The organism is Neisseria wadsworthii 9715, assembly GCF_000227765.1.
Taxonomy (GTDB): domain Bacteria; phylum Pseudomonadota; class Gammaproteobacteria; order Burkholderiales; family Neisseriaceae; genus Neisseria; species Neisseria wadsworthii.
Genome location: NZ_JH165159.1, coordinates 924,329 through 943,318 on the forward strand (window position 1 = coordinate 924,329; position 18,990 = coordinate 943,318).

Here is an 18,990-nt window from a genome sequence, read left to right on the forward strand (position 1 = left end):
TTTTACATAGGTATACCGTTTATTTTCATTTCATTATTTCTGTTTGGGCTTGTTCCATTGATTCTTCGGAATGGGTTTAGGGGCAGGGATTGGATTTGGCGGGTTTATAGTGGGATCTTTATAATAAGAAGTTATATACTGATCATTTTTCCTTGTTGTAATATAGCCATTCGTTTGAATGCGGGTGGTTTGAATAACGGCGGAATTTATTTTTTTAGGGCGGCCTTGTTTGCCTAATTTCCATTCATAGTAAATAAAAAAAGTAACATTTCCGCTTTCCGGCAACGGTAAAGGAACAGGGTAATCGTTTCTTCCGCCATAGGCTAAATCTGTTCCGTTTAGATAGTTTGGCTTGCCGTTGCTGTAAAAACATTTCAGCCACTCGCTCCCGCCATCTTTGTAGTCGCCGTGAGGCTGACCGGTTGCATCGGAAAGTATGCCGCTGCCCCGAGCGTAGCTTTCTAATTCACGGAATTGCAGGGCGCTGAAGTTTACGGTATTGGGTAATATAAACATATCGGCTGTAAAGCCGGTGCCCATCACATCTTTAATATGTACTTTTTTGGCTAATTTAAATTTTACTTCTTTAGGTTCTATAATTGAAAATGTAATGCTTTCTTCATCATAATCATGCTTCGCAGTGATGGTTACCGAACCGGCTTTATCAAGTGCCGTAAAAGTGAACCGGTTGGATAGTCCCTGTGGAACAGACGAGTTGATTAAGCTTGTATTGACCTGCCATTTCACGGGAGTGTTAGAATAGATTGTTACTTCTTCGCCTACGCCAATTGTAGTGCGCGTCCGATTTTTAGGCAGAGTCGCTGTGGTTTCTGAGTTTAATTCAATTTTTTCATAAGTATCATAGTAATAGCTGAAAACACCTTCCAAGTTTCCCCCTGAAAAATAACCTCCGGGTAGCATGCATACGTCCTCACCGGGTGATTGTTTTTTGAAATAGCCTTTCCCGGATGATTTTTTAATTTCTTGTTGGCAGTGTTGTTCGGGAGTCATGCCTTTCAATACTGATAAGGGAAGCCTGTCCCTTCCTGCTGCCGCTCTACCGCCGTAAATGGATTTTAACTTTCCACGAATTTTTTCACCCATATATTATTCCTCCGGTAAATTATGTAGATTGTAAAGATTTATTCTTCTCTAATTTTAGTTGCCATTAATGTGTGCAGCCTGCGGTTGTCGGCGCGGGCTACGGTAAATTGCAGCTTGCCCAGAGTGACTTTTTCGCCGCGCACCGGCAAACGCCCCAATTCTTGAATAACCAAGCCGCCGATGGTGTCGGCTTCTTCGTCGTCATAGTCGGTGCCGAAATAGTCGTTGATGTCTTCCACTTCGGTAAACGCATTGATGCGCCAGCGGCCTTCGGACACGGCGAAAATGTTGTCGGCGCTGTCGTCTTCGTCGAATTCGTCTTCGATATCGCCGAGGATTTCTTCAATCAGGTCTTCAAACGTAACCAGCCCCGATACGCCGCCGTATTCGTCGATAACCACGGCCATGTGGTTGCGTTGCTCGCGGAAGGCTTTGAGCAGCATGTTCAGCGGCATGCCTTCGGGTACGAACACTGCTGGGCGCAGAATGCTTTCTAAATTGAAATATTCGTTGCTGAACGCATATCTCAGCAGGTCTTTGGCGTGCAGAATGCCCAAAACATTGTCTTTGTCTTCACTGATAACGGGAAAGCGGGAATGAGCGGTTTCGATGATGTAGGCTACGATGCGCTCCAAGCTGTCGCCCGATTTGATGACATTCATTTGGGCGCGCGTAATCATGGCGTCGCGCACTTCCAGCTCATTGAAATCCAATATTTTTTCGAGTCGTTGTAAGGTTTCGGCATCGTATACTTTGCGGTCGTGCGCCTGACGCAGGATATCGACAACTTCTTCAGCGGATTCTGGCGCATCGTTGGTGATGCGGTTGATGAGGCGTTCAAAAAAATTGGGCTTCGACGGGTCTTCCATGTCAGATTTTGTCCTGTTGGTAAGGGTTTGGGTATGCTAACTGATTTAACAGTTTAATTTCAAGTGATTCCATAATTTCGGCTTCTTCTTCGGAAATATGGTCATAGCCCATCAAATGCAATGTGCCGTGTAGGGTAAGATGGGCGAAATGTGCTTCCAGCGTTTTGCCCTGTTCTGCGGCTTCTTTGGCAACGACTTGCGGGCAGATTATAAGGTCGCCGCTGAGGGTGTCGGGGTTTTGCGCAAGCACGGTTTCGCCTTCGTCAAGCGCAAAACTCAATACGTTGGTGGCGTAATCTTTGCCCCGGTAGTCGCGGTTGTAGGCGCGTGCGTCTTCTTCGTCGAGCAGAATCAGGCTGATGTCGGCACGGCGGTATTCGTTTTTAAGGGCATGCCATATCCATTGCCGGAATTTATGTTCGGCAGGCAGCGGGGAAAAACCGGATTGGTCTTCAAAGTAGAAAGATAGGCGGGTGTGTTGCAGTTTTAAAAAAGGGTAGCGTTTGGCTTGTTTCATTATTGAATATAGATTGAAATGTTTTCAGACAGGCATTATAGCAATATCTCGGGTAGGGTAATGAATCAATTATGTGGTCCCGTTCATCAATGACATGCCTGTCTGAAAGATGTTCAGACAGGCATTGTGAAGCTCCTGAAGAGGAGCTATAAGTTTTCGGCTATGGCTTTTAATTTGGTGTGGCAGTATGGTAAGACATTAACCGTAACGGAGTTGGAATTCAGCCATAAAGTCAATCAAAGCCGCCACACCTTCTAGCGGCATGGCATTGTAAATACTGGCGCGCATACCGCCCACGCTTTTGTAGCCGCTCAGAAATTCCAAGCCCTGGAAAGATGCTTCGAGGGCAAAGCGTTTATCTAAATCGACATTGCCTGTTGAAAAGACCACATTCATTTTTGAGCGCGCATCCGGGTGGATATTATTGGTGTAGAAGCCGCCGCTGTTATCAATGGCGGAATAAAGGGTTTCGGCTTTCAAATCATTTAAAGCCTCCATCTTTTTTAGGCCGCCTTGTGTTTGCAGCCAGCGGAACGTCAAACCGGCAATGTAAATCGGATAAGTGGCGGGCGTGTTGTACATGCCTTGTTTGTTGATATGTGCTTTGTAGTTCCACACGTTCGGCACGCGGTCGGAGCAGCGTTCCAGCAAATCTTCTCGGATAATCACCACAGTTACGCCCGACGGGCCGATGTTTTTTTGCGCACCTGCGTAAATCACGCCGAAATCGGCCACATTGATTTTGCGCGAAAGAATCTCGCTCGACATATCGCAAACCAAAGGCGGCATGCCTGAGGTCAGCTTCGGCATGGTGCGGTATTGCAGGCCATTGGCGGTTTCATTGCTCACAAAATGCACAAAAGCCGAGCCGGCATCAATATCCCATTCTTCAACACCTGGTAAAGCCGTGTAGCCGGACGGCTTGCCGTCTGCCGCCAGATGAATGTCTACATCAGAAAGTTTGCCCATTTGGGAATGCGAGGTAGCCGACCAATTGCCCGTTACCACCGAATCCACGCGCTTGAAGCCATTGGCAAAGTTCATGACCACCATATTGAATTGCGCATTGGCGCCGCCTTGTAGAAACAGCACTTTATAGTTGTCAGGAATCGCAAGCAGCCCGCGCAAATCCTGTTCCGCATGATGCAGGATGCCCATAAACATGTCGGAACGGTGGCTCATCGTCATCACCGACATGCCTGTGCCGTTATAATCCAGCATCTCGTGCTGGGCCGTGCGCAAAACGGCTTCGGGCAGTGTGCCGGGGCCGGAGGAGAAATTGTAGACGGTGCGGTTGGCCATAGTGAAAACCTTATCTTGTTGGTATTTATAATGAAATTTGAGAATTAAGCTGCTAATTCTAGTCTCGGCGCACTCTTTGTGCAAGGATAATAATGCCTGTCTGAAACCTAGATAAAGCGATTAAAACAAACACTTTTCTTTTATGAATAAAAGGTTTATAATCCACAAAATTTTTCAGTTATATGAAGAATGGCCACAGGGCCATTTTTTGTTTTTTACGGAGCGGAATTTGGATATTCAAAGCATTCTTGAGAAAACCCTGCCCGGCTTAGGCTATGAAGTGGTGGACTTCGAGCTGACTGCCCAAGGCACTTTGCGTGTATTTATCGATAAAGAAGGCGGCATAACGGTGGAAGACTGCGCAACCGTGAGCAATCATTTGAGCCGCGTGTTTATGGTGGAAGACATCGACTATAAAAATCTGGAAATTTCCAGCCCGGGTCTTGACCGCCCCCTGAAAAAAGCTGCCGATTTTGAGCGCTTTGTCGGAGAGCAGGCAAGAATCAAAACCCGCCTGCCGGTTGACGGACAGAAAAACTTTATCGGACACATCGAGGGCTGCAAGGATGATATCGTGCGCATTTCCTTCGACGGTAAAACCGTTGAATTGGCTCTATCCAATATCGACAAAGCCCGCCTGAAACCCGAATTCAAATTTTAAAATCAAATCAATCAGGAGTTTGACCATGAGTCGCGAAATGTTGCAATTGGCCGAAGCACTTGCCAGCGAGAAAAACGTAGATCCGGATGTGGTGTTTGATGCGCTGGAGTTTGCATTAGGCACCGCCGCCAAGAAAAAATCCGAGCGCGAGCATATGGATGTGCGTGTGGAAATCAACCGGGATACCGGTGAATATTCTACTTACCGCCGCTGGTTAATCGTGGCGGATGAAGATTACACCTATCCGGATACCGAAAAGACCATTGAAGAAATTCAGGAAGAAATCCCGGGCACAACCATTCAGATCGGCGAATATTACGAAGAACAACTGCCAAACGAAGCTTTTGGCCGTCAAGCTGCACAAACAGCCAAACAAATTATTCTCCAACGTATCCGTGATGCCGAGCGCGAGAAAATCCTGAATGAATTCTTGGAGCGCAAAGAAGACATTGTTATGGGTACAGTGAAACGTATTGAGCGCCACGGACTTATTGTTGAAATCGGCAAACTTGATGCTCTGATTCCGCGGGACCAAATGATCCCGCGCGAAAACTACCGTAACGGAGACCGCATCCGCGCGTTGTTTTTACGTGTAGACGAACAAGGTTCGCGCAAACAAGTGATTCTGAGCCGTACTTCACGTGAATTCTTGGTTAAATTGTTTGAACAGGAAGTGCCTGAAATTGCCGACGGCCTTTTGGAAATCAAAGAGGCTGCCCGTGATCCGGGCCAACGCGCGAAAATCGCAGTTAAATCAAACGACCAACGTATCGACCCTCAAGGCACCTGTATCGGTGTGCGGGGTTCGCGTATTAACGCTGTAAGCAATGAGCTTAATGGCGAGCGCATTGATGTGGTGTTGTGGTCGCCCGAAACTGCGCAGTTTGTGATTAATGCGCTTTCTCCGGCTGAAGTAACCCGCATTCTGATTGATGAAGACAAGCACGCGGTTGATGTGGTGGTGGCTGAAGACCAACTAGCGCTTGCTATCGGACGCGGCGGACAAAACGTGCGCCTTGCAGCCGATTTGACCAACTGGCAGCTGAACATTATGACTGTTCAAGAAGCGGAAGAGCGCCATGCCGCGGAAGATGCAGCTATCCGTAACTTATTTGTTCAGCATCTGAACGTGGATGAAGATACCGCTGATGCATTGGTTCAAGAAGGCTTCTCAACTTTGGAGGAAGTGGCCTATGTGCCGGCGGAAGAATTGGTGGAAATCGGCTTTGATGAAGCCACGGTTGACACTTTGCGCAATCGCGCCCGCGATGCCATCCTCACGTTGGCCATTGCTTCCGAGGAAAAATTGGAAGAAATCGCAGAAGATCTGAAAACGCTGGAAGGTGTGGATCAAGATATGCTGCGTGATTTGGCTCAAGCCGGCATTATCGACCGCGACGGCTTGGCAGAATTGGCTATTGACGAATTAATCGAAATTACCGGCGTCAGCAAAGAAGAAGCTGAAAAAGTGATTATGGCTGCCCGCGCCCACTGGTTCGAAGAAGAAAATAAATGAGAGGTAAGGCATGAGTAACAGTACCGTAGAACAATTTGCAGCAGATCTGAAAAAACCGGTGGAAGAGCTGCTGAAACAACTGAAAAGTGCCGGTGTTGCCAAATTATCAGGCAGCGATGAAATTACTGCCGACGATAAAGCTTTATTGCTTGCCTATCTGAAGCAAAGCCATGATACGCAAAGCAGCACAATCAGCATTGCCCGCAAAAAAACCGAACGCAGCACTATTGACGGCGTGCAGGTAGAAACGCGCCGCCGCAGCCGCAAAGTTGTTGTGCCTTCGCCTGAAGAATTGGTGGTTCAGGCTAAAGCTCAGCAGCAAAAAGCCGCGGAAGAAGCAGCAGCCGAGCAGCAAGCCCGAGCGGAAGCAGAGGCGGAAGCAGAAGAAAAAGCCAAAGCAGAAGCAGAGGCTAAAAAACTTGCAGAAGAAGCCAAACAAAAGGCTGAAGAGCAGGTAAAAGCCGAAGCAGCAAAAGAGCAACAGGCCGCTCCGGTTGAGGAAGCACCGAAATTCGAAAAACCGGCGAAAAAAGGGAAAGACAAAAAGAACGCCCCTCTGCCTAAGCCTGTGGAAGTAGTTAGTGCTGCGGAGCAGGCTGCGCGGGATGAAGAAGCCCGCCGTGCGGCTGCCCTGCGTGCGCATCAAGAGGCGCTTTTACGTGAAAAACAAGAGCGTCAAGAGCGTCAGCAGCGCCGTGAAGAAGCGAAAAAGCAGGCTCAGGAAGAGGCGCGGGCCGCACAAAAAGCGCGTGCCGACGAGCAACGTTCTGCCAAACCGTCAGAGAAAAAGCCGTTGGCCGTTTCAGGCAGCCCTTCGGCTAAGGCCAAAGACCGCGGAGCGGAAGATGTGAATCCGAGCAGCGGCAGCCGCAAGAAGGAAGACCGCCGCAACCGTGATGATGGTGATATGCAGTCACGCGGCGCGAAAGGCAAAGGCAAGGGCAAAGACCGCAATGCGGCGCACGGCAATGAAGAGCGCGTGCGCGGCGGCGGTAAAAAAGGCAAGAAACTCAAGCTTGAGCCGAACCAACACGCCTTTACCGCGCCTACCGAGCCGGTGGTGCATGAGGTTTTGGTGCCTGAAACCATTACCGTGGCCGATTTGGCGCACAAAATGGCTGTAAAAGGTGTGGAAGTGGTTAAAGCCCTGATGAAAATGGGCATGATGGTAACCATCAACCAATCGCTTGACCAAGAAACCGCGCTGATTGTGGTAGAAGAAATGGGCCACATCGGCAAACCTGCTGCTGCGGACGATCCGGAAGCTTTCTTGGAAGAAGGTGCGGAGCTTGTTGAAGCCGAAAAATTACCGCGTCCGCCCGTGGTTACCGTGATGGGTCACGTCGACCACGGTAAAACCTCGCTGCTTGACTACATCCGTCGCGCTAAAGTGGTGCAGGGTGAGGCCGGCGGCATTACCCAACATATCGGTGCCTACCATGTGGAAACACCGCGCGGTGTGATTACTTTCTTGGATACTCCAGGTCACGAAGCGTTTACCGCAATGCGTGCGCGCGGTGCCCAGGCAACCGACATCGTGATTCTGGTTGTAGCTGCCGACGACGGCGTGATGCCGCAAACCATTGAGGCGATTGCCCATGCAAAAGCAGCGGGCGTGCCGATTGTGGTGGCTGTGAACAAAATCGATAAAGACACCGCGAACCCGGAGCGCATCCGTCAGGAATTGACCAACTACGAGGTTATTCCCGATTCTTGGGGCGGCACGACCCAATTTGTGGACGTATCTGCCAAACAAGGCATCAATATTGATGCGCTGTTGGAAGCGGTGTTGCTGGAAGCTGAAGTATTGGAGCTACAAGCTCCGGTTGACGCACCTGCCAAAGGTATTATTGTGGAAGCACGTTTGGATAAAGGCCGCGGTGCGGTAGCCACCTTGCTGGTACAAAGCGGTACTTTGAGAAAAGGCGATATGCTGTTGGCCGGTACGGCTTTCGGTAAAGTGCGCGCCATGATTGACGAGAACGGAAAGCCGATTGAAGAAGCAGGGCCTTCCATTCCGGTGGAAATTCTCGGTTTGTCGGACGTGCCGAATGCGGGCGAAGACGCGATGGTGCTTGCCGACGAGAAAAAAGCCCGCGAAATCGCACTGTTCCGCCAAGGCAAATACCGCGACGTGCGTTTGGCCAAACAGCAAGCCGCCAAGTTGGAAAATATGTTCAACAACATGGGCGAAGGCCAGGCACAAAACCTTTCTGTGATTATCAAGGCCGACGTGCAAGGCTCTTACGAAGCGCTTGCGGGCAGCTTGCAGAAACTTTCCACCGACGAGGTGAAAGTGAACGTATTGCACAGCGGTGTGGGCGGCATTACTGAAAGCGATGTGAACTTGGCGATTGCTTCCGGCGCATTTATTATCGGCTTTAACGTGCGCGCCGATGCTTCTGCGCGCAAGTTGGCGGAAACCGAAGATGTGGAAATCCGTTACTACAACATCATCTATGATGCCATCGATGATGTGAAAGCGGCCATGAGCGGCATGTTGGCTCCGGAAGAGAAAGAGCAGGTAACGGGCACGGTGGAAATCCGCCAGGTGATTTCGGTATCGAAAGTGGGCAATATTGCCGGCTGTATGGTAACCGACGGCGTAGTAAAACGCGATTCGCATGTCCGTCTGATCCGTAACAATGTGGTTATCCATACCGGCGAGCTGGCATCTTTAAAACGCTTCAAAGACGATGTGAAAGAAGTGCGCATGGGCTTTGAATGCGGCTTGATGCTGAAAAACTATAATGACATCATGGAAGGCGACCAGCTGGAAGTGTTTGACATTGTAGAAGTGGCGCGTACTCTGTAACGCCTCAAGTATCTTGGAATGCCTGTCTGAAAAAGTTTCAGACAGGCATTTTTATTGGTTTGAACGGGTATTTCCGATTGTTTGCCATAGAAGAGCCGCGGGTAATTTTGCTGCAAAATGGCACACGATATTGCGGCAAGCGGAGGGAAAACGGGTTGAGCGGTATCCAAACGTAATATCTTGTTAAAGAAACTTTGAGAAAAGTATTTTGTCGGATAATAAAAACAGTAATGTATGTAAATTTGTTCACATCCCTCCCTCCTGAAAGGACATCGTAAAATGAACATGATGAAAACTTTAACTGTGTTAGCGGCGGCTTCCGCTATGTCTTTGACCGGCTGTGTTACTGATCCTACCACCGGCCAGCAAAAGGTAAGCAAAACCGCCATGTATGGTTTGGGCGGCGCGGCTGCGTGCGGTGCGATCGGTGCGATTACCCATGGCGGCAAAGGTGCGCGTAATGCGGCTTTGGCCTGTGGTGCGGTGGGTGCCGGTGTGGGCGGCTATATGGACTATCAGGAAGCCAAATTGCGCGAGAGCCTGAAAAACAGCGAGGTACAGGTTTCCCGCGAAGGCAACCAAATCAAGCTGACTATGCCGAGCGCGGTAACGTTTGACACCAACAGCGCGACTTTGAGCGGTGCGGCTATGGATTCTTTGAACAAAGCGGCCGAAACTTTGGTGCAATATCCTGAAACCACGATTACCGTGGCAGGCCACACCGACAGCAGCGGGAATGATGCGATTAACCAACCCCTGTCTGAACGGCGTGCCCGTTCAGTGGCGGATTATCTGGTTCAGCGCGGTGTAGCGGGTTCGCGATTGAGCACGATTGGTTATGGTTCGCGCCAGCCTGTTGCCGGCAATGATACCGCAGCGGGTAAAGCGCAAAACCGCCGGGTCGAAATTCTGATTAATCCGACTGCTAATGCGGGTAAATAGTTATCTGTTTGAATTAAACAAAATGCCTGTCTGAAATTGCAGACAGGCATTTTTGACGTTAAGAACTGATTAAGCTTTAGAAGTTGCTTTTTTTCTTCGGGTGGTCAGGCAGGCATAAGGAAAAAGCCCAGCCTGCAAATGCGCCGCATAAACCGGCTAACAAACCTTGCATAAAGCTCAACTCGTAAATCAGCCATCCGGTAAGCAGGGAAGTGAATGCGGCGGTAATCATGGTGATGAGCGTGCCGAAAACGCCGCGCTTCAAATCCATAATAAATAACACAGCCCACGTGAGCACTGATGGTAGGAAGCCGAAGCGCCAACCCATTAAGGCCAAACTAATCAGCATATCAGGATTGCGGGCAGCCTGTACCCCGGGGTTGATTGAAAGCGCAACAATAATCGGAAGGATGCCGACCATGCCGCCGATTAAAGCAAGTGTACCGAGCAGCCACCAGTAGCGCCCATCGGTTTTTCTGTATTCCCATCCCAGTATATTCATGATGATGTTTCCTGTTTGTGTTTGGTTATTAATTATATATAAGAGTAAATACTCTGAAACCCAGGTGGAATTATAACAACTTTTTAATTAACTTTACAATTAAATATGAGGTAATTTTTAGGTAAATACAATATTAAGAACTTTTTGATACAGCTCAAGAGGTATGATTTTTAATCGGTTTTCTTTTTTGATGGGAGGTTGTTTGGGGCTGGTTTAAAGTAAAAAAAATTAAGAAAATATATTTTAATGTATTTAATTGAAAAAATATGTATTGGATACGGTTGGGTCTGCTTATTTAGTAATAGGACTGCCATACAGCGGTTTGCCCCGGATATTTGCCAATTCGATAACCTTGGGGATACTCGGGTCAAGCCCGAGTATGACGAGTCCACTATTTTTAAATTGATTGACTATGGTGTTTTGATAATTGCATCAAGCAGGTTCTATCGCTGTTTCAGATACCAAAACGCCGTCTTCATCGCAATAAACATAATCGCCGGGGCGGAAAGTAACGTTGCCGAATGATACCGGTATATCCACTTCTCCTGCGCAGTCTTTGGCGCTCTTACGCGGGTTGGTGCCCAAGGCTTTGACACCGAAATCCATCAAGCCGATAGCGCTGCTGTCGCGTATTACGCCGTAAATCACAGCGCCTGCCCAGCCGTTTGCAGCGCCGGCTCCGGCAATCAGGTCGCCCATCAAGGCGCTGGCAAGTGAGCCACCGCCGTCGATGATCAGCACTTCTCCATCGGAATTGGTGTTCATCAGCTGCTTAATCAGGCCGTTGTCGCGGTCGCATTTTACGGTGCGTGCGCGACCGCAGAAGTGGGTTCTTCTGCCGAAGCTGCGGAACTGGGTTTCGCATGATGGGGTGTCGGGTGCGATGTCGATTAAATCGGCGGTGCTGAATTCTTGATTCATGGTGTTTCTCCTTTGTTTTATGGTTTTTAAAATATGCCTGTCTGAAAATATATGTGTTTCAGACAGGCGTGGTCGGGTTATTGATTGTTTTCAAGCAGCCAGTAAACGTAGCGGCTGACGCCCTCGTTTACATCAAAGAAGGCTTCTTCGTAGCCCACTTCGCGCAGTCGGGAAATATCGGCTTCGGTAAAGCTTTGGTATTTGCCTTTGAGTGCGTCGGGGAAGGGGATGTAGCGTATCAATTCTTCTTTAACCAATTCCTGCAAGCTCATTGCCGGCTTGCCTTCGGCGATGCGGCAGGCGTTGACGGTGGCGGCGGCCAAGTCGTTAAACAGTTGGCTGCGACCGGTTCCGAGATTGAAGATGCCGACAATTTCAGGGTGGTCTAAAAAAAACAGGTTCACTTTAACAACATCTTCCACGCTGACGAAATCGCGGCTTTGCTCGCCGTCGCCATAACCGTCGTAGCCGCTGAAAAGGTTAACGTAACCTTGTTCGCGGTATTGGTTGAAATGGTGAAAGGCTACTGAGGCCATACGGCCTTTGTGTTGTTCGCGGGGGCCGTAAACATTGAAATAGCGGAAGCCGGCTACTTGGGCTTTGAGGCCTTCCGCCATGCGGCGGCGCACAACTTGGTCAAACAGGAATTTGGAATAGCCATACACATTGAGCGGGCGCTCCAGTTCGCGCTCTTCGCGGAAGATTTCGCCTTTGCCGTATACGGCGGCGCTGGATGCGTAGATAAACGGGATGCGCTCGTCTTGACACCAATCCAGCAAATCCAGGCTGTATTGGTAGTTGTTTTCCATCATATAGTGGCCGTTGTGTTCCATAGTGTCGGAACAGGCACCATCATGAAATACGGCTTCGATGTCGTCAAACGGCAGGATGTGTTCGCGCACTTGGCGGATAAATTCGTGTTTGTCGAGATAATGGGCGATTTCACTGTCGGCCAAATTGGTAAATTTTTCGCCGCGCGTGAGGTTGTCAACGGCAACGATGTCGGTAATGCCGCGCTCGTTGAGCGCTTTTACGATATTGCTGCCGATAAAGCCGGCGGCGCCGGTTACGATGATGGTCATAGATGTTTCCTTAATGTTGCGGGCGGATGTTTGAAAATGTGTAGTGTTGCGTGGAATATGCAGTGTTTCTTTGGATTGTCGGAGATATTATAACAAAAGAATTTGGAATGAAACGGGCGGCGATGGGGCGGATGTTGTGAAAGGTTGGAATGCCTGTCTGAAAGTTTTTCAGACAGGCATTGTGCTTGGGTTTAGCGGAACAGGCGGTCGAACCAGCCGCGTTTTTTTTCAATTTCCTGATTGTCTGTTTGATAAGGCCCTGCGGAAAAAATGGTTTTGCCTTTGTGAAATTCGCGCAGCCACATGTCGCCGAAAGATTCTCCGGCGCCGCGTGCGTAAAAATGAACGTCTGGAAAGGCGGATGCGATGTGGACGAGCAGGGCGATGAGCTGGTCGGACGTCATGCCGGTGAAACCGTAGGAAAAAGGTTCGTCGACGCTGGCGTCGAAATCGTGCGTAGTGTTCGGGTCGAAACCGTGTTGCGCCAACCATTCGGTTACCACGGGTTCGAGTTTTTGCGGAGTAAAATCACCGTCTTTGTATTGGCTGTCGTCCCAAGTGAACTCTAAGCGGGTGCGGTAATATTTGGTCATGATTCCTCACTCTTTTTTATGGTTCGGGCCTGCCGAAAGGCACCGGTTTCTCCCAAAGCGCCTGAACACAGCCGGATATTCAAAAAAAGCTTTGCCGTGCTGGCGGCATGCTGAATATTGTGTGTTCCGACGTACATATAGCGCATCACAAACCTTCTGCCAACTCCTCAAAAGAGCAGACGGCCGTGCCGACTTTGCCCACCACCACGCCTGCGGCAATGTTGGCCAGCTGCATGGCTTCGGGTAAATCCAAACCTGCGGCCAAACCCAAGCCCATGCCGGCGATAACGGTGTCGCCCGCGCCGGATACATCATAAACTTCGCGCGCTTGGGTGGGTTGGTGGTGCGGATCGCCGTTGCGGAAGAGCGTCATACCTTCTTCGCTGCGGGTAAGCAGCAGGGCGTTTAAGCCGAGGCGGCGGCGTAGTTGTTGGGCTTTTTCGGTAAGCGTGGTTTCGTCTTTCCAGCTGCCGACCACTTCTTTCAATTCCGCGCGGTTGGGTGTAAGCAGGGTGGCGCCTGCATATTTTTCATAGTCATCGCCTTTGGGGTCGACCAATACGGGTTTGCCGGCTTCGCGCGCCCAATCGATAAAAGTGGTTACATGGGTAAGCCCGCCTTTGCCGTAGTCGGAAAGAATTACCAGATCATAATGCGGCAACAGCGCTTGATATTGCTCTTTCACTTGCGACAATATTTCGTGATTGGGGTTGTCTTCAAAATCAAGGCGGATAAGCTGCTGGTTGCGCGCGATAACGCGCAGTTTTACTGTGGTGGAAATGTCCGTATCGCGCAGCAGATGTGCGGATACGCCCCATTTTTGCATCAGCATATCGAGGCTGTCGGCGGCTTCGTCGTCTCCGGTAACGGAAAGCAAAGCGGCCTGCCCGCCCAGCGCGGCGATATTGCGCGCCACGTTGGCCGCGCCGCCTGCGCGTTGGTCGGTTTTATCGATTTTGGCAACGGGCACGGGCGCTTCGGGGGAAATGCGGGAAACGTCGCCGAACCAGTAACGGTCGAGCATAACGTCGCCCACCACCAAAACGCGGGCATTGGCTAAGCGGCTTCTCAGGGTTTCTGCGTAGAGAATCATGGTGTTCTTTCTTGCATTCCGTATGTTTTCAGACAGGCATTGTTTTATACTGCGGTCAGGGTGTTGATTTCGCGCAATACGGCCACGGGGTCGGCCGCTTGGGTAATCGGCCTGCCCATCACGAGGTAGCTGGAGCCTGCTGCGAGGGCTTGCGCCGGTGTCATGATGCGGCGTTGGTCGTCGTTATTGCCGGCGATGTCGAGGCGGATGCCGGGGGTAACCAACACGAAACTGCTGCCTAAAGCGGTGCGCAGCGGGGCGGCTTCGAGCGCGGAGCAGACCACCCCGTCTAAGCCCGAACTTTGGGCGAGTTTGGCCCAACGCACAACCAATTCTTCCACCGGCAGTGTAAGCCCGATTTCTGCCAGGTCGCTTTGTTCCATGCTGGTCAGTACGGTTACGCCGATTAACAAAGGTTTGTGGCTATGATTAGCCACGGCTTCGGCGGCGGCTTCCATCATGCGGCGGCCGCCGGAAGCGTGCATATCCACCATCCACACACCCATATCGGCGGCCACTTTGCATGCTTGGGCAACGGTGTTGGGAATGTCGTGGTATTTCAAGTCGAGAAAAAGTTTGAAGCCTTGGTTAATCAGTTTTACGGCTAAGCTTCGGCCGGTGGAGGTGAATAATTCTTTGCCGATTTTGAGCTGGCAGAGCGCGGGATCCAGCTTGCGCACGAAATGAAGCGTGTCGGCTTCGTTGGCAAAATCCAGCGCCACAATCACGGGCGAATGGGAAGCGGGCGGGGTGAAATCGGTGATTAAAGGGTTCATGGTGCATCCTTAAAATGATGGCTTTCAGACAGGCATTATGGTAAGGCGCTGAATTTGGCTGCGTGACGGGCAATGTATTCGGCTGCTGCGGCCATGTCGGCTTCGGCGCAGTCGTAGTAATCGGCATCCAACTCTTCAAATTCGGGAAATTGCGCCCGTAAGCTGTCCGCCCCGGCGCCTTCCGAACTTAAGCGCTCAATTTCCCCGCCGTGTTTCAGATAAAGGGCTTTGGCTTGGTCTAGGATTTTCGGGGTGGGTTTGATTTTCCAGCGGCGCAGGCTGTCGGCAAGCGGGTTGAGCAACACATATTCGCCGTAGCCCGAAGCGATAAGTTGCACGAAGCCGCCTTCCTGCACTTGGCTGTCGAGATAAACATAGGCCATCAAGGCGTGTTGCTCGTCGGTAAGCAGGTCGGCTGCTGCATCGCCGTGGGTTTCTAGGTAGGCGAAATAACGGTCGGCCAACGTGTAGATGAATTGTTCGGGTGAATCGTAGGATTGCGGGTTTAAATCAAGCATGATGGTCGGCGCTGTGGGTTGGTGTTCAGACAGGCATCGTAAAAGCAATGCCTGTCTGAACAGTATCAAACTTCAATTTTGTTGGGTGTGAACGTTTCCCATTTGTTGCAGGCGGGGCAATGCCAGAAAAAGGCTTGCGATTTGAAGTGGCAGTGGCGGCAGCGGTACATCCAGTTTTTCTGCAATTGGCGGCCGATAACGCTGCGTACCATATCGGCATCGCTTTTCCAAGTGGGATTCATGTCGCTGATTTGCAGGCCGAGCAGGCGGTACACACCGTTTAAATCGGGCTTGCGGCGCACGATTTCCACTGCGGTTTCATTGGCGGCTTTCTCGCCTTTAAGCAGCAGTGATTTTTCATAAATCACATTGATCAAATCCACTTGCGGAAACGCTTCGGCATAGCTCACCAATACATGCAGGCCTTCTTCGGGTTTGCCAAGTGCATCGTAGGCATCGTAAATCCGCTCGCCCACCATGCTCAGGTAGGCATGGTTTTGCTTTTCGATGGCGGCATAGGCATCCAGTGCGGCGCGGTAGTTGCCGCGTTTGAGCTCGATGTCGCCCAAAATCATATTGGCGCGGGTGCATTTTGAATTGGCTGACAAAGCGGCTTGGGCATGTTGGTGCGCGGTGTCGAAATCGGATTTAAACAAAGCGGCCTGCGCCATTTCGCAATAAAACTGGGAAATTTCGAATTGGTAGGTCAGCTCGTCGTGATTGAGCAGCTTGGCCATAGCAATGGCTTTTTCCCAATCGCGGTCTTGCTGGTAGATATTGAGCAGTTTTTCGTGTGCCTGTTTGGCCATATTGCTTTGCTGCAATTCCAGAAAAATCTGCTCGGCGCGGTCAACCAAGCCGGCGTTTTGGTAGTCTTGGCCCAGTTCGAACAGCACGCGCTCGCGCTTTTCGCCCACCGTGTCGGGCGAATCCAGCAAAGCTTTGTGCATGGCGATGGCTTTGTCGTTTTCGCCGCGCTGGCGGTAAAGCTTGCCTAAGGTAAGGCTTAAATCATAAGAGTCTGCCGGGCGTAAATCTACCACTTCGGCGAGGTTGCGGGCAGCTTGCCCGGTGTTGCGGTCAACCAGGGCGTCCAGGCTTTTGTAAAATCCGGCGGGCACGCTTTTGGCATGCCGCAAAACGGTTTTCATGTCTATCCGTGCGGCAAACCAGCCCATCGCGAAAAATACCGGCAAAAGAATAATCGGCACCAGCCAGATCCAAGTTTCGGTTTCCATCATTTGGTTTCCGCTTCTTTTTTATGGGTTTCGGCAACAGGTGCGGGATTGTGGGGCAGGGGGGGAGGCGCGTATAAGTCTTGCACGCTTATACGTGCGGTTTTTTCCACTTCGCGACGCAGGCGGTTGTTTTCGCTGCGCAGGGTCAACAGGCGGCCGAACATGGCCAATACGCCGAACACGGCACCGATCACGAAAAAGCTGAATAATAAGGCGATTAGTGGCAGATCAATCTGTTGCGCAGGCAGATAGAAAAACGGTACTTTTTGAAGATTGTTGACAGCCAGAATTAAAAATACGATAAGAATCAGAATTTTAAAAATTAAGGAAATAAATTTCATTATTCGCTCCGGGTCGAGTTGACGCATTCTGCCGCTAGTTTAAACGATTTAAGGCTTTGATACGAATTTTAATGGCGGATTGGCTATAAAAAATCATGTGTAATCACTTTGCCCGGAGCATACACAACTGCATACTTATGTCGTACAATAACCGCCATAAAACTAACCCGATAACCTGATTAAGGAACCAATCATGAGCGAAACCCGCGAACCTGTTGTGATTACCCCGCATGATTTGCCGCTGCATTGCTCCGGCCCGAAAAATGAAACTTGGAACGGCCATCCGCGCGTGTTTTTGCCCATCGAATCAAACGGCACGGTAGAATGCCCTTACTGTGGCACGGTTTATCGGCTAGACGGTGAAATTAAAGGTCATCATTAAATGATTGAAACAATGCCTGTCTGAAAGCCGCTCATTGTTGCTTCAGACAGGCATTGGCTATTAAATGACGAATATGTCTAAGAAAATCCTCATTATTTCTCCGAGCTGGATCGGCGATTGCGTGATGACGCAGCCGCTGTTCCGCCGCCTGCTCAAGCTTTACCCGGGCTCTGTGATAGACGTGTTTGCGCCGAAATGGTCGATGGCGGTGTTTGAGCGGATGCCGGAAGTGAGCCGCATTATTGAAAATCCGTTCGGCCACGGCGAGCTGGAGTTGAAAAAACGCTGGAAAGTCGGACGGGAGTTGGGTAAACAAGGGTATGATCAAGTGATTGTGTTGCCGGGCTCGCTGAAGTCTGCACTGATTGCCGCGGCAACCGGCATCTGTCAGCGCACCGGGTATGTGGGCGAGTCGCGCTATTTGTTACTCAACGATATTCGCAAGCTCAATAAAGAGTACCTGCCTTTAATGGTCGACCGCTATACCTCGCTGGCTTATCCCAGGCAAGAGGCGTTTAACGGCCATTCCGATAATCCGCAATTTCAGATAGACTCGGAAAGCCAGCAAGCCGCACTGGCTGCTCACGGTTTGAACATGGAAAAGCCCGTGCTCGCGTTCTGCCCTGGCGCGGAATACGGCCCGGCCAAACGTTGGCCGCCCAAGCATTTTGCCGAGCTGGCACGCCGTTATGCAGAGGAAGGTTGGCAAATTTGGATTTTCGGTTCGCAAAAAGATTTTGATATCGGCGAAGAAATCAATGCCTTATGCGGCGGCATCTGCGCTAATTTGTGCGGAAAAACCAGTTTGTCGGAAGCGATAGACTTGCTTGCCTGCGCTGATACGGTGATTTGTAATGACAGCGGGCTGATGCACCTTGCGGCTGCTTTGGGGTGCAAATTGTTGGCTATATATGGCTCTTCAAGCCCCGAACATACGCCGCCGCTGAGTGATAAAGCCCAAGTAGTAAGTCTGAATTTGACATGCTCGCCTTGTTTCAAACGTGAATGCCCGCTGGGGCATACGGATTGTTTGAATAATTTGACGCCGGAAATCGTGTGGAATCGGGCGCATAGAGATACGCAGTAAGTTTATTGTGAAATGCCTGTCTGAAAGTTTTCAGACAGGCATTTGTTATGGTTTTTCGCAGGGAATGGCTATTTACCTGATGCGGCAGAAGCAGCCGCGGTTTGGTCTGATGCCTGGGCTTCCTTGAAGTTGGTGCTGGAGCCGCCTTGGGTGAGTTTGGCGGAGGAACCGTCGGTTTCCCAAGTGATGCTGCCGTTGCTATAAATAGCGCCTTGCGGCAGGGCATCGGTTTGTTTTAACACGGTTTCGGGCTGGTTGCCGACAGTTAGGCGGACAACGGGCATCTCGCCGGAGTTGTCGTATACGGCGGTGGCGGCGCCTTTGTCGGAGCGGTAACTTACCGTGCGGTTGCCGTCGGCGGGAATCAGGTTGTCGTAGTCTTGCGGTGCTTCGCCTGAAGCGTAATCATCGGGCAGCATATCGGGCGGCGGTGCTTCGGAGGCATCTGCATAGGCGCCGCTAGCACTCTCGATGTGTGCCTGCTCTTCGGAGGAGGAAAGCTCGTTATCGGGCTGGCCTGAGCCACATGCGGATAAGGCAAGCGTGAGTAGTAGAGGCATTACAAAATTTTTGTATTTCATTACGGTCATTCTCCTTTGGGCGTTTGACTGTTTGAACGGTGTTAGGTTCAATCGTGTATGCTTTGAATAAACGGTAAAATTCGGCGATATAAGTTGATTGTGGCTTATGGTTTTGAATTTAATAGGTATTCGGAATAATGTAAAAATGCC

20 protein-coding genes are annotated in these 18,990 nt (G+C 50.4%); 6 read left to right on the top strand and 14 right to left on the bottom strand.

Going from position 1 to position 18,990, the window contains the following annotated elements; genetic code table 11:
• Nucleotides 1–33 precede the first annotated feature (33 nt).
• From HMPREF9370_RS04120 to serC, 4 genes are all read right to left on the bottom strand, one after another.
• Nucleotides 34–1,104 (bottom strand): hypothetical protein, encoded by a 1,071-nt coding sequence (locus HMPREF9370_RS04120; protein ID WP_009116073.1) that lies wholly within the window; start codon nt 1,102–1,104, stop codon nt 34–36.
• Nucleotides 1,105–1,142: 38 nt separating this feature from the next.
• A complete protein-coding gene (locus tag HMPREF9370_RS04125) occupies nt 1,143–1,973 on the bottom strand; it encodes a CorC family transporter (protein WP_009116074.1) in 831 nt (276 codons plus the stop codon).
• 1 nt (nt 1,974) lies between these two features.
• Nucleotides 1,975–2,490 carry an rRNA maturation RNase YbeY gene (gene ybeY, locus HMPREF9370_RS04130; RefSeq protein ID WP_009116075.1) on the bottom strand — a complete coding sequence of 172 codons (516 nt, stop codon included), beginning with the start codon at nt 2,488–2,490 and terminating at the stop codon, nt 1,975–1,977.
• Nucleotides 2,491–2,688: 198 nt separating this feature from the next.
• Nucleotides 2,689–3,792 carry a 3-phosphoserine/phosphohydroxythreonine transaminase gene (gene serC, locus HMPREF9370_RS04135; RefSeq protein WP_040666881.1) on the bottom strand — a complete coding sequence of 368 codons (1,104 nt, stop codon included), beginning with the start codon at nt 3,790–3,792 and terminating at the stop codon, nt 2,689–2,691.
• Nucleotides 3,793–4,021: 229 nt separating this feature from the next.
• On the opposite strand from serC, the gene rimP reads away from it, so the two are divergent.
• The 4 genes from rimP to HMPREF9370_RS04155 all read left to right on the top strand — a co-directional run bounded on the left by rimP (nt 4,022) and on the right by HMPREF9370_RS04155 (nt 9,726).
• On the top strand, nt 4,022–4,453 hold the full coding sequence (gene rimP / locus HMPREF9370_RS04140) for a ribosome maturation factor RimP (RefSeq protein WP_040667434.1): 432 nt from the start codon (nt 4,022–4,024) through the stop codon (nt 4,451–4,453).
• A gap of 25 nt (nt 4,454–4,478) precedes the next feature.
• On the top strand, nt 4,479–5,969 hold the full coding sequence (nusA, locus tag HMPREF9370_RS04145) for a transcription termination factor NusA (RefSeq protein ID WP_009116078.1): 1,491 nt from the start codon (nt 4,479–4,481) through the stop codon (nt 5,967–5,969).
• A gap of 10 nt (nt 5,970–5,979) precedes the next feature.
• Complete coding sequence (gene infB / locus HMPREF9370_RS04150; RefSeq protein WP_009116079.1) at nt 5,980–8,784, top strand: translation initiation factor IF-2; 2,805 nt, start codon at nt 5,980–5,982, stop codon at nt 8,782–8,784.
• A gap of 279 nt (nt 8,785–9,063) precedes the next feature.
• Nucleotides 9,064–9,726, top strand: a complete 663-nt coding sequence (locus HMPREF9370_RS04155; RefSeq protein ID WP_009116081.1) for a YiaD family glycine zipper/OmpA-like lipoprotein — start codon at nt 9,064–9,066, stop codon at nt 9,724–9,726.
• 76 nt (nt 9,727–9,802) lie between these two features.
• Here the strand turns inward: HMPREF9370_RS04155 and HMPREF9370_RS04160 are convergent, their stop codons facing one another.
• From HMPREF9370_RS04160 to HMPREF9370_RS04200, 9 genes are all read right to left on the bottom strand, one after another.
• The gene (locus tag HMPREF9370_RS04160; protein ID WP_009116082.1) at nt 9,803–10,228 is read right to left on the bottom strand and encodes a hypothetical protein; all 426 of its coding nucleotides are present in this window, start codon (nt 10,226–10,228) and stop codon (nt 9,803–9,805) included.
• Between the two features lie 432 nt (nt 10,229–10,660).
• Entirely contained in the window at nt 10,661–11,149 is a 489-nt protein-coding gene (rraA, locus tag HMPREF9370_RS04165) for a ribonuclease E activity regulator RraA (RefSeq protein ID WP_009116083.1), read from the bottom strand.
• A 77-nt stretch (nt 11,150–11,226) separates the two neighbouring features.
• Nucleotides 11,227–12,231, bottom strand: a complete 1,005-nt coding sequence (gene rfaD / locus HMPREF9370_RS04170) for an ADP-glyceromanno-heptose 6-epimerase (protein ID WP_009116084.1) — start codon at nt 12,229–12,231, stop codon at nt 11,227–11,229.
• A 191-nt stretch (nt 12,232–12,422) separates the two neighbouring features.
• The gene (locus HMPREF9370_RS04175) at nt 12,423–12,824 is read right to left on the bottom strand and encodes a hypothetical protein (protein ID WP_009116086.1); all 402 of its coding nucleotides are present in this window, start codon (nt 12,822–12,824) and stop codon (nt 12,423–12,425) included.
• A gap of 145 nt (nt 12,825–12,969) precedes the next feature.
• Nucleotides 12,970–13,917, bottom strand: a complete 948-nt coding sequence (gene rfaE1, locus HMPREF9370_RS04180; protein ID WP_009116088.1) for a D-glycero-beta-D-manno-heptose-7-phosphate kinase — start codon at nt 13,915–13,917, stop codon at nt 12,970–12,972.
• Between the two features lie 44 nt (nt 13,918–13,961).
• Nucleotides 13,962–14,693 carry an orotidine-5'-phosphate decarboxylase gene (pyrF, locus tag HMPREF9370_RS04185; RefSeq protein ID WP_009116089.1) on the bottom strand — a complete coding sequence of 244 codons (732 nt, stop codon included), beginning with the start codon at nt 14,691–14,693 and terminating at the stop codon, nt 13,962–13,964.
• Nucleotides 14,694–14,728: 35 nt separating this feature from the next.
• Nucleotides 14,729–15,211: a DMP19 family protein gene (locus HMPREF9370_RS04190; protein WP_050795375.1), complete on the bottom strand. Its 483-nt coding sequence runs from the start codon at nt 15,209–15,211 to the stop codon at nt 14,729–14,731.
• 65 nt (nt 15,212–15,276) lie between these two features.
• A complete protein-coding gene (gene lapB / locus HMPREF9370_RS04195) occupies nt 15,277–16,449 on the bottom strand; it encodes a lipopolysaccharide assembly protein LapB (protein ID WP_040667439.1) in 1,173 nt (390 codons plus the stop codon).
• Nucleotides 16,449–16,790: a LapA family protein gene (locus tag HMPREF9370_RS04200; RefSeq protein ID WP_040666883.1), complete on the bottom strand. Its 342-nt coding sequence runs from the start codon at nt 16,788–16,790 to the stop codon at nt 16,449–16,451. Before HMPREF9370_RS04200 ends, lapB begins: the two co-directional genes overlap by 1 nt.
• A 193-nt stretch (nt 16,791–16,983) precedes the next feature.
• Between HMPREF9370_RS04200 and HMPREF9370_RS04205 the strand changes: the two genes are divergently transcribed.
• Together HMPREF9370_RS04205 and waaF are read left to right on the top strand one after the other, a co-directional pair.
• The gene (locus HMPREF9370_RS04205; protein ID WP_009116093.1) at nt 16,984–17,172 is read left to right on the top strand and encodes a zinc-finger domain-containing protein; all 189 of its coding nucleotides are present in this window, start codon (nt 16,984–16,986) and stop codon (nt 17,170–17,172) included.
• Between the two features lie 73 nt (nt 17,173–17,245).
• The gene (waaF, locus tag HMPREF9370_RS04210) at nt 17,246–18,259 is read left to right on the top strand and encodes a lipopolysaccharide heptosyltransferase II (protein WP_040667441.1); all 1,014 of its coding nucleotides are present in this window, start codon (nt 17,246–17,248) and stop codon (nt 18,257–18,259) included.
• Nucleotides 18,260–18,327: 68 nt separating this feature from the next.
• Here the strand turns inward: waaF and HMPREF9370_RS04215 are convergent, their stop codons facing one another.
• Nucleotides 18,328–18,840 (bottom strand): MliC family protein, encoded by a 513-nt coding sequence (locus tag HMPREF9370_RS04215; RefSeq protein WP_040666884.1) that lies wholly within the window; start codon nt 18,838–18,840, stop codon nt 18,328–18,330.
• Nucleotides 18,841–18,990: the final 150 nt, after the last annotated feature.